The organism is Aporhodopirellula rubra, assembly GCF_014192335.1.
GTDB classification, from domain to species: Bacteria; Planctomycetota; Planctomycetia; order Pirellulales; family Pirellulaceae; genus Rhodopirellula; species Rhodopirellula rubra.
On sequence record NZ_JACHXU010000010.1, the window covers coordinates 247,799 to 263,612 of the forward strand.

Below are 15,814 nucleotides of genomic sequence, written 5' to 3' on the forward strand. Positions count from 1 at the left end.
ACGCCGCCATGTTTCGAACGGAAGGCTACTTTCGGTATCGGCGGTCAGACGGGTTACCGCCCGACATCAGATATCCTAATAGATCCCGTACCTCGCCGTCGTTCATGCCGTCGAGCAATTCGAGTGGCATTTGCGAAACGGATGAGGGAACGACTTCTTCGACGTCATCGGCATCGACTTCGATTGGTTCGGCGTCCGCTAGATTTGGATAAACGGTCAAGTTGCCTTGGTCGCGTTTGATTACCAATCCGGTCAGCAGGCTGCCGTCGGCAAGCAAGACCGTGGACGAACCGTATTGATCGGAGATCACCTTACTGGGATCAATGATCGCTTCGACAACGTATTTCTGATCGAATTTGCTCGGGATGCTGGTCAAGTCTGGGCCAATGTTTCCGCCCAATCCGGCGATCCGATGGCATGACGCACACTTGCCGCTGAAGTAAAGCGATCGGCCCCGTTCGAAGTCGGGTTTGCCCTGGGATGCTGCAGCCAGTACCGAGGCGATGTCCCACTTGCGACCAGGGCCTTCGATGGGGGCGATCTCGAAATCGGGGGCGGGATCGAAATTTTCGCCCGTGATCTCATTGAGTGCCGTGCGTTCCTCGTTGCTGCATCCCGTGAGAGCTTCGTCGCGGATGCGAGTCAGGTAGCCCGGGAAGCTCGAGCCGCCCGAGGTTTTCGCGGCTTCGTTGAGGAATTGGAAATACTCGCGTCGCAGATCCAGCGACCAGCCATTGCGTAGGGTCCGCAGCATGAATGCGATCATGATCTCCTGCGATGGCGGCGGGTTCTCCAGCATTCGATTCACTGCGCTCCCGTAGCTACTGTTACGCGAGGCCAACGTGCCCCAGTCGGGCATCTCCGGTGCAGTCCGGTTGCGAATCAAATCGATTGCGTTTCTAGCAACGGTCGGACTCTGCAGGAAAGTGAACAGCCGAATTAATTCGATATTAACGTTGGGCAACGTGCTCGGCATGAGCGGATCGAGTTGGGCAAGAACATGCTGAGTTTGCGTCTCGCTCGGCTTTTCGAGTTGCATGAAAATCAGTGCGTAGGCTCGCAGCAATCCGAGCAGTTCGCCTTCGCTGAGTTCTTCGGCACGCAAGCGGAGCAGGTTTTCAATCAACGGTGCCGCATGCGACGCGTCCCCACGACGGGCAAGGGCAACGGCCGAGGTGATCGCACGTTGTGGCTGGGTTTCGGAGAGCGCGCGGTCCGCCCAATCGGCGACGTCTTGGCTTTCGACGGCGATGCGTGCGGCGTGACGGATGAAGCGATCCGGGCTGGCCAGGTGCGGCCACGCTTGATCGATTGCGGTGGGGGCTTTCACGCCGTGGAACGATTCGAGCGATCGGCGTAGTTCACGTGCCGCCACATTTTCCGGGTTCACGTGCGTCGGTGCCTCGGTGGATTCGTTGCCGACATAGCGGATTCGGAACAACGCAGACTCGGTGCCTCGGCCGCCCACGGCAAAATACAACGCACCGTCGAGTCCGACGACCGCGTCGGTGACGGGCAGCGGCGTGCCGTACGCGAACGGTTCGGCTTCGCCACGGTAGCTCGCACCTTCCGGGGTGAGGTGTATGGCGTAGATGGTACCGAAGGTCCAGTCGAGACCGAAAAGGGCGTCTTGGTATCGCGTTGGGAAACGAGTGCCTGCACCGGAGATCATTCCGGTGGGCGAGCCTGGGCCGATGTCAACAACCGGTGGCAAGCTGTCTTCGTAATAGGCAGGCCATTTTCCGCTACCGCTTCGCCATCCAAAGTCCGATCCGCTGACGACATTGCAGATTCGGGTGGGACGATACCACGGCGTGCCCATGTCCCATTCCATGTCAGCGTCGTAGGTGAACAGGTCGCCGAATCGGTTGAGCGTGATGTCGTATTGGTTGCGGTAACCGATCGAGTGCAGCGTTTGGGTTTTCGATTCGGGATCGACACGAGTGACCCAACCGCCCGGCGCGAGCAGACCACGAGCGTGACCGTTGGAGTCCCACATCCGAGGCAGGAGCAATCCTTCGTACCACGTCGGCACACGGCTGGCAGCGATGTCGCCCATCGGTGCGTGGTTGCCGCCGTCCAGATAGAGTGCGTTGCCGTCTTCGGTCACGATTACGGCGTGGTTGCCGTGTTCGCCGCCGCCCGTTCCCCCAGGATACGATTCGGCGGTATCGAGCCGATCGTCACCGTCGGAATCGGTCAACCGATACAGATTCCCGCCGCTGCGGTGGAACCATAAACTGTCCTGCGCCCACACCAGCCCTTGAGCACCGGAAAAATCGGAGAGGGCTCCCGTGGATACTTTCTCGACAATGGGAGGACCAGTCGTTTTCAGCGTAACGCGGTACAAGCCCTGTCCACCCTGATCGGATGCGTAGATGCGACCTTGAGGATCGATCGCCATCGATACCCAACTGCCTTGATCGTTCGGGATGCTGTAAACGCGGTCGATTTCGAAACCGGGAGGAACCATGACGTTTTTCGCGTGCAACGGGTCGCCACTGCGCGATCCCGCGTTGCCACCTCGGCCGGGAACGTTCCACGGATCGGCGCCCAACTCTTTGCTGGCGATGGCGGATTGCCAATTGGAATCGTCGAATGACGCGTTCTGCCAATCTGCGATCTGCTTCTCGCTGAGTCTCCAGTCACCGTTGGAAACGATGGTTGCCTGTTTACCGTTTTTCAATTCGATTGACATTTTGAAAACGAACGCGGCGATCCCCTCCTGGTTGCCGCATTCCGCGGTGACCACGTTTCGACCTGTTTGCAGATATTTTGTCACGTTCTTCTGCAGTGGCTTTGCCCATTCATTGGAGCTCCCGACCGGTTTGCCGTTGATTGACAATTTGAGCGAGTTGTCACAGGTCGAATACAACCATGCCGCGTCGACATCGCCGGCGACATCAAACGTGTGACGCAACCAAACCTTTTGTTTCGGTTTGGATTCGTTCGCCCAGATCCAGGTCGGGTTGGGGTTGGCCAACAACCACTCGCTGCCTTTGTAAGTGTTCGGGGCTTCTGCCTGATCCGTGTTCGATCCGCTCGTGCCAGCAGAGACCGTAGCGGGCGCCGGTTGATGCAGAACCTCCGAGAGCGTGGACTCGGCATCGCGTCCGGAAAGAGGTCGCATCAGCAGGCCTCGAAATTCGACTTTCATCGGCGGTCCCGCGTGCAATTGCAAGCCGAGTTTGCCCGACGTGGTGGCGTCTTTGTGATGGTCCGTTAGGTCGAGTGTTGTGATCCCGTTGACTTGGTGGATCATGCGATTTCCGACGGCGACGATACGAAGGTCGTTCCATTCTTCGCCAATCAGTTCGGTATCGTTGCCAACCTTGCCGATGACTTTGGACTTACCATCAGTGCCGACGATGACACGCTGACCGCGCGTCGCGATGATGCCTCGTCCGGTTCGCTCGCCGTACATCATCCCGAAATATTCCTGTTTAGGATGCAAATCGGCTTGGTAACCCGCTAAGGCGAACGTGTCGGCGTCGACCAGTTTGCTGCGATACTGCACGCCGGAGTTATTGCCCTCGAAACGGACTTTGCAGCGAAACTCAAAATCGCCTACATCGCCGCCCTGCCAAATTAGAAAAGTGTTGCCGTTTGTTGGGCGATCCGCGGTCGTCTGTCCCTGAATGGCGCCATTAACGACAGACCAAAATTCGTCGAGGCCTTTCCAGCCGTCGAGTGTTTTGCCGTCGAATAGGATTTCGAATTGGCGGGCAGTTTGATCGGTCTCGGGAGGGTTTGCCTTCGTGGTTGCGTCATCGGCGTGGGCACCGCCGGCGAACAGAAGAAGGCAGAGTCCGACGAAGATGGCAGGCGCGGGACGCATTTTCAGCATAAATAATGCTCGTGTAGGCGGGTGGGTAGGGAAAGGAGGCGGGGCGACCGGCCACCGGGGTGGCTCGGTCTACGGATAACGTATTTAGTCTATAGATGTTGTGCAAGCATTCGTTGTAGATTTCAGGGGGAATCGAGGCCGAACAGGGGTGGTGCCTCGACGAATTGGGGTGCGGTTCGTACCATTCCCTGACGCGCCGGCGCAGAGCGGGGAACCCCTCCCCGGTGAGCGAACGATTGACACCGCGTTCGTTCGAATCCGTTTGTTATGAATCGCCGCGATCGCAAACCTCCTTTTTTATCTCATCCAGGAAACGCCAACAGATGGCTGATTATTTAGAACCAGGCAAGAAAGCTCCCGCGTTCACGTTGAAGGATCAAGACGGCAACACGGTGCGATTGAAAGACTTGGCTGGCAACGCCGTCGTGCTGTACTTCTATCCTCGCGACAACACGCCGGGATGCACGAAAGAGGCGTGTGCGTTTCGCGACCGCTATGACGAGATGAAAGCCACCGGAGCGCAACTGTTTGGCATCAGCACGGACTCGGCCGAGAGCCACATCAAGTTCCGCGACGAATATGAGTTGCCGTTCCCGTTGTTGGTCGACGCTGACCACGCGATGAGCGAAAAGTACGGCGCGTGGCGTGAGAAGAACAACTACGGCAAAAAGTCGATGGGCATGCAGCGATGCACGTACGTTCTCGACGGTGCCGGCAAGGTGGTTAAAGTTTGGAAACGGGTCAAAGTCGACGGACACGATCAACAAGTTATCGACGTGCTCACTGAGTTGGAATCGAATTCGTGATTGAAAAGTATTGCATCGGCATCGACCTCGGAACGACCAACAGCGTTGTTGCTTACACGACCGCGAAGGACGCCGGAGAAGACGGATCGCAACCGGTTCGGCGCGACGACGCGCCGGAGGTACATCTGCTGCCGATCCCTCAGATCGTTGGTCCCGGGCAAGTTGAATCGTTGACGTCGTTGCCGTCGTTCTTGTATCTGCCACGTGAGAACGAGGTCGACTCGTTGCGAATCGATCCGGCGACGCTGCCTCACGGTGAGTGCCCGACATCGTTTCCAGATCCGAGTGAAGGCGTGGTCGGCGCCTATGCGAGGCAGCAATCCGCCGATAACCCGCAGCGAGTCGTCGTGGCGGCGAAGAGTTGGCTTTGTCATGCAAAGATCGGACGCACCGACGCGGTCTTGCCGTGGCAGTCACCGAGCGACGTGCCGAAGGTTTCGGCGTTTGAGTGCACGCGGCGATACCTACAACATTTGATCGCGGCGTGGCATGCGGCGTTCCCGGATGCACCGATCGACCAGCAACAGGTCGTGTTGACGGTGCCCGCGTCGTTCGATCCGGCGGCGCGTGACCTGACGCGACAAGCCGCGATCGAAGCGGGACTGAGTGATCAGTTCGTGCTGTTGGAGGAACCGCAGGCGGCGGTCTATCGTTACCTGGCATCAACGGGTGGTTCATGGCGAGAGTCGATGAAGCCCGGCGATACGCTGTTGGTTGTCGATGTCGGCGGCGGAACGACCGACTTGACGTTGGTCGGTGTTGGCGAGGACGACGGTGATTTCGTGCTACGTCGTCACGCGGTCGGTAACCACTTGTTGGTCGGCGGTGACAACATGGACCTTGCCCTGGCGTATCAAGCGTCGGAGAAGTTTCGCGAGCAGGGCCACGACCTCGATCCATGGCAGAGCACCTCGTTGTGGCATGCGTGTCGCGAAGCGAAAGAGCGATTGATGTCCGACGACGGACCGGAAGAGCATTCGATCTCGGTTCTCGGTCGAGGCAGTTCGCTGATCGGTGGAACGATCACGATCGAGATGTCGAAGACGCAAGCCGCAGAGACTTTGGTCGAAGGTTTCTTCCCGATGTGCGGCGCTGGCGAACGGCCTCAGATGAACGTGCAGAGCGGTTTCCAGGACATCGGTTTGCCTTATGAATCGGATCCCGCGATCACGAAACAGGTGGCGTCTTTCTTGGCGGACCATTTGAGCGGTGGTGAAGGATCGGATCAGGGCGACCGCGGTACGACCGTCACGCACCTGTTGCTCAACGGTGGTGTGTTTCGTGCCGATTCGATCCGGTCGCGGATGGAGTCGACGGTGGGCAGTTGGTTCGACAATTCGCCGACGCTGCTCAGTGGTGCTGCTGATTTGGATCACTCCGTGGCGATCGGGGCTGCGTTCTACGGTTGGGCCAAAGTTGCCGGTGGGATTCGAATTCGAGGTGGGACGGCGAAGTCGTATTACATCGGTATCGAGACCGCGGGACTGGCCATTCCCGGTGCCCCACGGCCGCTGCGTGCGGTGTGCGTCGCGGCGCAAGGCATGGAGGAAGGCAGCGAGGCGGACGTGCCCGGCGAAGAGGTCGGTGTGGTCGTCGGAACGCCAGCCCGGTTCCGGTTCTTTTCGTCAACGACGCGGCCCGGTGACCAGCCCGGCGTGAGGCTCGATCGATGGTCGCCCGATGACCTGCAGGAGAGCGAACCGATCGAATTGACGTTGGAGGACGAAGGATCGGAGTCGGGTGAGGAGTCATCCGGTTTGCCGTCGCGTCCGTTTGTTCCGGTGAGGTTTCAGTCGCGAGTGACTGAGCTAGGAATGTTTGAATTGTGGTGCCACGGCAGCCAATCGGATCGCCGTTGGAAATTGGAATTCAACGCGAGGTCGTAGGAGCGGGCCCGCCGAGACGAATGCGACGGTGTCTCGGGGCGTCGGTATCGCAGCGTGGTTGTTTCTGGTGCGGTTGTTTCCGGTGCGGTTGTTTCCGGTGTAGCTGGACAGGCGGATAACGATGCTGGACGATTTCGCGGGCCATCCGCGGTTGGCCTCTGGTGGTCCGCCTGCGGTGCTCGGTCCGGAACGTGCTGGGCATCCGCGAATGTCCAAGGGGCAGGGACGATGCCGGTCGCGAGGCCTGTGACGTTGGCGAGGCGGATCTTGGCCGGATCTGGGCATTGACGGCTCGAGATCTGATTTTGCCACCCGTCGAAACCTGCTATGATTCGGTGAAGACCATATTTCTCGAAGGCGACGCATGCTGACCAAGCAAAAAAAACTCATCCTTTCCAATGCCCAGCGTGACCTGATGCGACGGGCCGGCAAAGCGAACGGCGAACTGATGGATTTCGTTCGGCCTCACGTGAAGGCGGGCGTGACGACCAACGAGATCGATCGTCTCGTCCACGATTGGACCTACGATCACGGATACAAGGCCGCGACGTTGGGCTATCACAAGTTTCCCAAATCGTGCTGCACCAGTGTTAACGAGGTGATCTGCCACGGGATTCCAGATGACTACGAACTGAAAGATGGCGACATCGTCAATGTCGACATTACGACGATCGTCGACGGATGGCACGGCGACCAGAGCGAAACGTTCATCATCGGAGAAACGACCGAGGAACGCCGCGCCGTCGTGCAGTGTGCCTTCGATTGCATGCACATGGCGATCGACGCACTGACTCCGGGATGCCGCGTGGCGACGATCGGCGAAACCGTCGTTCCGGAGGCTCACCGCCGTGGGTTCACCGTTGTTCGCGAATACGTCGGCCATGGTCTCGGTCGCCAGTTCCATCTCGATCCTTCGATCCCTCACTTCCCGAACCGTCAGAGCCGCATCGATCGGTTGTTCCCGGGAATGTGTTTCACCGTCGAGCCTATGATCAACGCGGGCAGCCGGTACACCAAGAGTGACAAGGTCGATGGATGGACAGTTCGCACCAAGGACGGACGACCGTCGGCACAATTCGAGCACTCCGTGTTGATGACCGAGAAGGGCCCTGAAATTCTGACGCTGACGAAAAACGGGCCTCAGAAGGGGCACCGGTTCTAGGCCGGTCGATTTTATGCTGCCACGCAACCTGACGATCATCTGCATCACGTTGGTCGTCTCGAGCGCTTGCCATGTCCTGCAACAACGCACACACACCGCGTTGTTGGTCGGTGAAGCGTTGGAGATGATTGACCGTTACTACGTCGAACCGGTCGACGATCGAGAATTGATTCTGTCGGCGCTTGCAGGCATGACGTCGCAATTGGACCAACACAGCGAGTTCATCCCGCCGACGGATTATCAAGCGTTCCAGGACAGTATTCAGCAAGAGTTTGCGGGCATCGGAATCTATGTCGATCAGCCGCAGACCGGTAAACCGGTGCGAGTGATCACGCCGTTGGTCGGCTCGCCTGCGCTCGCGGCGGGCGTGTTGCCGGGTGACGAAATTTTGATCGTCGACGGTACCTCCGTCGCAACGCTGAACATCCGCGAGGTCAGCGAGCGGTTACGTGGACCGATCGGCACGACGGTGAAACTGACGCTCCGGCGAGGTGACAAGGAAGTCGAAACGACGATCGTACGCGACCGAATTCAGATGGAGTCGGTGATCGGCGACCACCGTGATGAAAACAACCGATGGGTGTATCGCCTCGCAGAAAATCCACGTGTCGCGTATGTGCGGATGACCAGTTTTGGGGACAAGACGGTCGGTGAACTCGGAACGGTTTTGCGAGATCTCAACAACAATTTCGACGCCTTGGTCCTCGATCTTCGAGGCAACGGTGGCGGTCTGCTCAACGCAGCGGTCGAGGTCGCGGACATGTTTCTGGATTCCGGGAAAATCGTTTCGACGAAGACTCGCGGCGGCCGGCTCGAATCGGAAGAGGTCGCGACGTCGGGAACCCTCGTCGACACCGACAAACCGATGGCGATCCTGATCGATCACGACTCTGCGAGTGCGAGTGAAATTGTCACCGCGGCGCTGCAGGATCACGGCCGCGCGATCGTCGGCGGTACTCGCAGTTTCGGGAAAGGGACCGTGCAAAATATTCTGCCCTTGGAATATGGCCGCAGCGCGCTACGATTAACGGTTGCTAAGTATTTCCGGCCGAGTGACCAAAATATTCATCGCGGTAAAGACGACGATGAGGACGACGTTTGGGGAGTGACTCCGGACGAAGGTTTGGCCGTCGAGCTGGATTTGGCGACGCTGCGGCGTTTGATGACGCTGTGGCAGGAGGCCTCGTATCCGTCCTTGAAAGGCATCGATCGAACCCAGTTCGCATCGGCAGCCCAACAAGCCGCGGATCAGAATGCGACGGACGACGGCAGCGAACCGGGTGGTGAGGCCGAGATCCCCGAGAACGCGACCGTTTGGCTGCTCGACAAACCTCTCGTTACTGTCGTTCAGAGAATGCTAACGCAGGTCAACGGGGACCAGATAGGCGACCAGTCGGCCGAAACCGAAAACGAATCAGAAGACGCGGCCTCGGATGAACCGCAAAACCAAGCCGCGTAAACGCACTCGAATGAACAAAGAATGAGATAGGCCTGCCGCCTGTCGTTCCAGCATCGACGGGCGGGATTCCTGTCCCGCATCGATGTCGGTGGGACGTCGGAATTCGTCGGGCCTTCGTCTATCATGAGAGAGTGACGGGTCGCAACGAATCAAAATTGCCTCAATCAAACCAAACCTACTTCAACCTCTAAGGTTCAGTCAGATGAAATCTGTTGTTTACGCCGTCGCTGGTGTCATCGCGTTGGGAATCATGATCGTGTTGATCGCGTCACCAACCGCCAACATGCCGAACACGACCGACGCCCCTGCCACGGCGGTTTCGACGGAGCATTTCGTCGCGACCGGACCTGGCGAGTTGACTCTGGAAGTTCCGGGCATGCACTGCCAGTTCGCGTGTTACCCACACGTGAAGGAAACGCTCGAAAAGGCGAGCGGTGTCAGTGAAGTCGCACTCGTCGAACAACCCGATCCCGAGGTGCTGACGGTCAAAAAAGTCATCGTCAAATACGACACCGGATTCGACGTCGATGCCGCTTTGGCGAGCCTGAAGCAGGAAGGCTTCAACGACGCGACCCGCATTCAGTAGTTTGAGTGAAACCCGCGGCGTGCTATTGGTCGGCCATGGCACGCGAGACAACGTCGGAACAGAAGAGTTCTTTCGGCTGAGCGATCGCTTGGCCGAACGGTTGCAGGGTGCCTCTCTGGTGCGTCCCTGTTTGCTGGAATTTCAGCAACCTGACATTGCCGCGGCATGGGATTCATTGATGCAGTGCGGTTGCCACGAGGTGACCGTTGCCCCGTTGTTGCTGTTCTCAGCAGGGCATGCGAAGTCGGATATCCCGGGCGAAGTCGAGTCGGCGAGGGCGTCATCGGCCGGAGGTGAATCGGTGTGCGTCCGCTTCGCGAAACCGATCACACGCCATGCCGCGATGATCAATGCCGCACGTGTACGATTGCGGCAAACGATCACGGGCGGACCGCTTGCCGATCCTGAACGCACCGCGATCGTCATGGTGGGACGAGGCAGTCGCGACGTTTGTGCGTCGTCCGACATGCGTGTGCTGACGGAAGTCGTCGTCGCCGGGCGTGTCGAAGGTCGATCGATCGCGGACGAGTTTTCGATTTCTCGAACCGGATTGCAAACAACTTTCTATGCGATGGCCGAGCCTCGTTTACCGGTGACACTGGACGAGGTCGCCGGTTCGGGACGTTTCGATCGAGTGATCGTGCAACCCCATCTGCTTTTCGCCGGGCGATTGTATGAGGCGATCGAGAGGCAAGTTGCTGATGCGAACGCTAAATTCCCGAATGTTCGGTTTGACGTCTCGGACTACCTCGGACCAACCGACTTAATCGCAGCAGCCCTGGCCGCTCGAATCGAGTCCGCGGTTTAGTCGACGATCGCGTCGTCACGGAAATCGCGATGTCTTCCGGGGCATCGGGTGTATCCGGAATTCCATACAAGCTTTTGATTGCTCAGGAGATCATGTACGCCTCGGGCGTATTCGAACTCGCGCACGATTAACGGTTTATTGCGAGTTCCAACGCCGTTCCCGCCTCCTCAACAAAAAGAGCCTTCAGCGTTTACTGAAGGCTCCAGGGAGATGGGGCGCCCATCTTTATTTAGAACGAGACTGAGAGTCTCGGTTGCTTGAACAGATTTCTATTTGCGTTCGATCTTTCCGAATGCGACTCGTCCACCGGCATCGCCTGTGGGTTGGGTGAATTGGTCTTCACCATCGTGGATCATGAGCGATCGGCCGATGATCGAATTCGGACCACTGAGGGTGATCACGTCGTCGGTCATTTCGATCTTCGCGACGCCATTCTCATCGGCTTCGATATTTCCGAGGTCTCCGACATGGCGTTGTTCGTCGCTCGGTTTGCCGTGTGGTTGGTCTGTCGGGTTGAAGTGACCGCCTGCAGATTTGCCGGTTTGCGTGTCGGACAAGTCGCCCTTCTCGTGAACGTGAAATCCGTGCTTACCAGGCTGGAGGCCGCGGACTTCGCCTGTGATTTTTACTTTGTCGGCGTTTTGGACGAATTCAATCGTGCCCTCCACTCCGCTGTCACCGATCGCGATGAGGTTACATGTCGCGTTCATTGTTTCGGCGGTATTGGTGTTCTCCGAGTCGCTCTTCGTTTGGCTCGCGGTGGCGGCGTCATTTTCGACCGAAGCGGGCGGCGTGTCGCTCAGCGGTGCGTTGGAATCCACGTCACTGTCGCATCCCGCCAAAACAACGATGAGCAGACACTGTGCTGTGATACGGAGAGGTGAAAGGAGGTACATCTTTGCGTCCTTTAGGTCGAGTCGTGGAGCGGACAACGCGGGGAGGTGCGTTGGTCATACGACGAGCGGTGGTTGCAAAGTTTGTGCCAGTTAAGCCATTGTCCTTTCGCGACTCTGCTGACATCCGACCAATTCGAGCCACGACGTTGGCGGATGCCGAGATTGTCGGATTTCGAGCGAGCAGAACAGAGGCAGCATCGCGTACCGGGGTCGATAATCCGGTGACCGACGTGTGAGCGTTACGGTTGCGAGAGGCCACGCCGGAAAGCTTCGAACGCGTCTCGAATGTCGGCGGGTGCTGGGCGGCGATTGCCCGAATCACGCAGTCCACGAATGTCGTCGGACTGGTCGCGGCGGTTGGATTCGGCGGTTCCCGGTGGTCGCATCCCAAGGCTACGCAACGCCTCTTCGATTTCGCTTTGCGGTGGAGCGTCGACGCGTGGGCCGCCGTCGATCGGTTTGATGTCCTGCCACCGTTGGCGGAATCGTTTCAGGTCCTGATCCGTCCATTTCAGCCGTTCGAGCAGTTCCGGATCCGGATCCGTCCGTGTTTCATCGAGATAATCGAGCACCATGTCGGTAGCCGCTTTGGTGTACTCCAGGTCCACGGGATCGGGGAGTTCATTCTCGATCGATTGTTCTTCGCCGACACCGCCGCCGGATTGTCCAGAGCCACCACCTTGAGCGGATTCGCCTCCCGATTCATCGCTCGTTGGCGAAGGTTGGCCCGATTGGTCACCGCTCTGTGTTCCTGAATCCGAATTACCCGACGGTTGGTCGTTAAGTCCGGATTCTGAGTCGGTGTCTTCGGATGGGTTCGGTTGTTGATCGCGGTTTTGATTAGGGGCTCCTTTGTCAGGTGCTCCGTTTGGGTTAGAGCGGGACGATTCGGAATCATCACCTCCCGATTTGGAGCCACTGTCGCCGGCTTCGGAATCGCCTGCATCGGAATCGCTCGACGAGGAATCATCGCCGCTTTCGGAAGGCTGGTTCTCGCCCTTCCCGGATGATGGATCACCGCTTTGGGAATCGCTGCCCTGTTTGCCGCTGTCGCCATCGGGAGTGGACTCGTTGGGTTGGACGTTTTTTCCGGAAGCGGATTCGGATTGACTGCCGTCCTCACCAGACGCGCTCTCACCGGATGAGTTATCGCCAGCCTCTTTTTCGCCCGCCCCCTCTTTTTCGTTCGCGCCGTCTTCGCCGGGCTCAGTGCTGCTTTGTTCCTGGGAACCCTCGCTGCCGCTCTGTCCGCCCGCGTCGTCGTTCATGCCGGTGCCTTGTTTACCAGCGTCTTGCTCGCTGTCACCTTGCCGGTCATCGTTTTGTCGGCCGTCACTTTGCTGTCCGTCTTCCTGCTGGCCTGTTCCCTTCTCGCCGTCACCCTGCTCGCTATCGCCCTGTTTGGGGCCGCCTTCGGGTTGGCCTGCTGAATCGCCTTTCTCCGAATCTGAACCCGAATCGCCTTCGTTCGGATTCGTCATGGAGTCATTGTCGGATCCCGAGTTCTGAGGATCACGTTGCGATCCCGCATCGTCGTTGGGGTTCGTATTGCGATCTTCTGAAGATTGGCCGGAGGAACCGTCTCCGGATTCGTCGTTCGAGTTGCGATTCTCCGGTGTATCGTTTGGTTGGTTTTGGTCGGACGACTGGCCTGGAGGTTGGTTCTGTCCGCGAGATTGGTTTTCGCGTTTCTCGTTTAAGTAGTCCTGAATTCGTTCGAACGCTTCGGCGTCGTCTTGCGGTGGTTGTTCGGGCGCGTTGTCGGATTTGCCATCAGAGGCACCCGATGTTTGACCCTGGTTCGGCTTGCCACCTTGATTGCGTGAACCGGCGTTTTGATCCGACGAAGCTTGTTGTTCGGCGTCTGAGGGGTCGCTGGATTCGCCGGATTGCCCCTGTGAATCCTGTGGTTGCCCGCCCTGGGGATCAGTCTGTTCGCCCGACTCGGAGGAACCGGCGTCCTGAGACATGTCCTGCTGCCCGTCGCTTTGCTGCCCCTCTCCCTGTTGGCCTTCTCCTTGTTGCCCTTCTCCCTGCTGTCCTTCTCCCTGCTGTCCTTCTCCCTGTTGGCCTTCTCCTTGTTGTCCTTCTCCTTGTTGTCCTTCTCCCTGCTGTCCTTCTCCCTGCTGCCCTTCTCCCTGCTGTCCTTCTCCTTGTTGTCCTTCTCCCTGCTGGCCTTTTCCTGATTGGCCGCCTCCGGAGCCTCCCTGTTCACCTTCCCCGGATTGGCCTTCGCCTTGTTCTTGGGACGAATCGCCTTCACCTTGTTTCGGCTGCTGTGTGGAATCTTGATTGTTCGGTACGGCCGAGGCGGCGGTGATGCGCAGGAGAACCGGTTGGGTTCGGGTAACGCCGGGGACGATCGTTTTGTCGTTCGGATCAGTGCGGTTGTCAGTGGCGATCGCAACGACTTCGACTTCGTCACCGACGATCAGGCCACCACCGCGACGACCACGGATCCCGTTATCGCGGCCGACGACGATCATTCGCGACGGTCGGAACCGATACTCGATGACTTGGTTTCCACGTTTGCCGACGGGGTCTTTCCAAAGCGTTGAGCGGGCGATCAAGTCGATGCCACGATGGATTTCAATTTCGACTTCGGCGAGCCCGTAGTCGACATCAGCGGCATGGATTTCGAACACCTGTTCGGAATCGATCGGTACATCTTTGGTCGATTGTTGCGGAACGACGATCGTGATTTCAGGCGGAAGATCTTCGATCACCCGAATCGGATAAATGATCGGGTCACCGTTCGTTTGCCCCGCATCGTCCCATACTCGGATTCGGTAATCCTGCAGTTCGATTGCGCCGCCTTTGCGTGAACGTAATGCAAAATCAAAACGCACGGTCGTTCCGTCGCCGGAAATTTGCATCTCGCTGGCACCGGCGGTTGCCTGAATGTCTTGGCCGACTTTACGTGGGTTGAATTCGATGATGGCACGCGTGATCGGTCGGTTGATCGTCGCGATCAGTTCGACTTTCGTGCCGTCGACGCCTTGGATCGAACCGGTGTGTCCGGTGTGTTTTGTTTTGCCCGTGTAGGCGGGGGGCAGATAGATGACTTCGCGGATTTGCACGACCGGTGTGTCGCGGATGGTGACTTCGTATGGCCCCGATGACGCGTCGCCTGCGACGATATGATAGCGCCGTGTGCCGTGCGCGTGGTGCGAGATCGGAACGGTCGCGATGTATTGATCGAGTTGACCGTCGGTTTCGTTGGCGATCATCCGGGTTTGTTGTTGATTCCCGGTGGCGGAGTCGTCGGTGGGCTGTGTTAGAGATGCGGACGTTTTCGTGATTGCCGATTGATTGGATTCCCACCGGAAGTAAACCGGTTCGTCATCGCGAAGGTTTTTCACAGTGGCTGCGATCTCAAGACTGCGGCCGGCGAGGGTTTCGGTATCGCCGGGGGAGACGTCGGTGATTTGGACACGACGCGGGGCATCGAGAGAGGCCAGCGGGCGAACGAGGCGCGCCACTGACTGCGCCGAATTTTTCGGCGATGCCAAAGCGTAAGCCGCGATCACGGCTAGCAACGCGATCGCGGTTACCCACCATGAAATCAACCCGGTCGCTTCGCTGGGCGGTGCGTCGATGTGTTTGAGCTTCGTCGCCGCGTTAGCACCGACGGACTGGACGACACGGTCGGCGAGTTGGCCTCGGGGGTGATTGACGCGTTGTTGCCGGAGACTGACGTAACTCGACAGCGAGTGGCCGAGTTCGGGGTGATCGCGTTCAAGGGCTCGGGCGGCATAGTCCTCACGGACGCGCAGATGCATGACCGGCCACAGGCGCAGATATGTATACGCGGCACCGGCGGCCGTCAGAGCGATCGCGATCAGGCTGCGTCCGGCCACTCCAGGGGACCAAATCCACTGGTCGACGACGATCCAAAATAGCGTGATCGCCATGACGGATATCACCAAAACCAGCACACGTCGGGTCAGTTCGGCGCGCCAAAGTGCCGATTGTGCCGCCTCAATCCTGCCTAACACGAAAGATTCGATCGGATCGGCGGAAACGGGCGTCGACGGCCGAACCGGTCGGGTGGGACCTCCGGCTCGTACTTCGGTTGGGTGGGTGGAGGAGTTAGGCAAGGGCGAGCTAACGGAAGTTGGAGAAGAGGTTGGGGAGCTCGGCGGTGTTCAAATTGTGTTTTCGAGCGAACAAATCACCCGCCATGTGGTTTGCTCTTAATGTGGTTTTAAGTAACGCTAGCGATGTCCGGCGGTGGAATCACGAGAGACGATTGCTGCGAGCGAATATTCCGGCGGGATTACTGACCGTTTGGACATCACAGGGGCTGCTCAACGCACCGAAAATTTTGGCCTCGACGGCTGTCCGCTGATTGAACTTGAACA

Annotated in this window: 10 protein-coding genes; 7 read left to right on the forward strand and 3 right to left on the reverse strand. The window is 58.4% G+C overall.

Going from position 1 to position 15,814, the window contains the following annotated elements; genetic code table 11:
* Positions 1-25 precede the first annotated feature (25 nt).
* Positions 26-3,847 carry a family 16 glycoside hydrolase gene (locus FHS27_RS15335; RefSeq protein WP_184305778.1) on the reverse strand — a complete coding sequence of 1,274 codons (3,822 nt, stop codon included), beginning with the start codon at positions 3,845-3,847 and terminating at the stop codon, positions 26-28.
* A 323-nt stretch (positions 3,848-4,170) separates the two neighbouring features.
* Between FHS27_RS15335 and bcp the strand changes: the two genes are divergently transcribed.
* From bcp to FHS27_RS15365, 6 genes are all read left to right on the forward strand, one after another.
* Positions 4,171-4,653: a thioredoxin-dependent thiol peroxidase gene (bcp, locus tag FHS27_RS15340; protein WP_184305779.1), complete on the forward strand. Its 483-nt coding sequence runs from the start codon at positions 4,171-4,173 to the stop codon at positions 4,651-4,653.
* Entirely contained in the window at positions 4,650-6,539 is a 1,890-nt protein-coding gene (locus FHS27_RS15345) for an Hsp70 family protein (RefSeq protein ID WP_184305780.1), read from the forward strand. The genes bcp and FHS27_RS15345 overlap by 4 nt, the downstream gene beginning before the upstream one ends.
* Positions 6,540-6,903: 364 nt before the next feature.
* Positions 6,904-7,701: a type I methionyl aminopeptidase gene (gene map, locus FHS27_RS15350; RefSeq protein ID WP_009094729.1), complete on the forward strand. Its 798-nt coding sequence runs from the start codon at positions 6,904-6,906 to the stop codon at positions 7,699-7,701.
* Positions 7,702-7,714: 13 nt separating this feature from the next.
* Positions 7,715-9,160 (forward strand): S41 family peptidase, encoded by a 1,446-nt coding sequence (locus tag FHS27_RS15355; RefSeq protein WP_184305781.1) that lies wholly within the window; start codon positions 7,715-7,717, stop codon positions 9,158-9,160.
* 202 nt (positions 9,161-9,362) lie between these two features.
* Positions 9,363-9,746 (forward strand): heavy-metal-associated domain-containing protein, encoded by a 384-nt coding sequence (locus tag FHS27_RS15360; RefSeq protein WP_184305782.1) that lies wholly within the window; start codon positions 9,363-9,365, stop codon positions 9,744-9,746.
* Position 9,747: 1 nt separating this feature from the next.
* Entirely contained in the window at positions 9,748-10,554 is an 807-nt protein-coding gene (locus FHS27_RS15365; RefSeq protein WP_221225129.1) for a sirohydrochlorin chelatase, read from the forward strand.
* Between the two features lie 269 nt (positions 10,555-10,823).
* On the opposite strand, the gene FHS27_RS15370 is transcribed toward FHS27_RS15365, so the two are convergent.
* Positions 10,824-11,486, reverse strand: coding sequence for a superoxide dismutase family protein (locus tag FHS27_RS15370; protein WP_246419840.1), 663 nt, complete (start codon positions 11,484-11,486; stop codon positions 10,824-10,826).
* A 203-nt stretch (positions 11,487-11,689) separates the two neighbouring features.
* Positions 11,690-15,364: a circumsporozoite protein-membrane associated protein gene (locus FHS27_RS15375; protein ID WP_246419842.1), complete on the reverse strand. Its 3,675-nt coding sequence runs from the start codon at positions 15,362-15,364 to the stop codon at positions 11,690-11,692.
* Here FHS27_RS15375 and FHS27_RS31135 point away from each other — a divergent pair.
* Positions 15,363-15,650 carry a hypothetical protein gene (locus tag FHS27_RS31135; protein WP_246419846.1) on the forward strand — a complete coding sequence of 96 codons (288 nt, stop codon included), beginning with the start codon at positions 15,363-15,365 and terminating at the stop codon, positions 15,648-15,650. The genes FHS27_RS15375 and FHS27_RS31135 overlap by 2 nt on opposite strands.
* Positions 15,651-15,814: the final 164 nt, after the last annotated feature.

Coding starts and splice junctions, on each gene's coding strand:
- FHS27_RS15360 (WP_184305782.1), top strand. CDS start 9,363: ATGAAATCTGTTGTTTACGCCGTCGCTGGTGTCATCGCGTTGGGAATC.
- FHS27_RS15375 (WP_246419842.1), bottom strand. CDS start 15,364: ATGGCGATCACGCTATTTTGGATCGTCGTCGACCAGTGGATTTGGTCC.
- map (WP_009094729.1), top strand. CDS start 6,904: ATGCTGACCAAGCAAAAAAAACTCATCCTTTCCAATGCCCAGCGTGAC.
- FHS27_RS15355 (WP_184305781.1), top strand. CDS start 7,715: ATGCTGCCACGCAACCTGACGATCATCTGCATCACGTTGGTCGTCTCG.
- FHS27_RS15335 (WP_184305778.1), bottom strand. CDS start 3,847: ATGCTGAAAATGCGTCCCGCGCCTGCCATCTTCGTCGGACTCTGCCTT.
- FHS27_RS31135 (WP_246419846.1), top strand. CDS start 15,363: ATGACGGATATCACCAAAACCAGCACACGTCGGGTCAGTTCGGCGCGC.
- bcp (WP_184305779.1), top strand. CDS start 4,171: ATGGCTGATTATTTAGAACCAGGCAAGAAAGCTCCCGCGTTCACGTTG.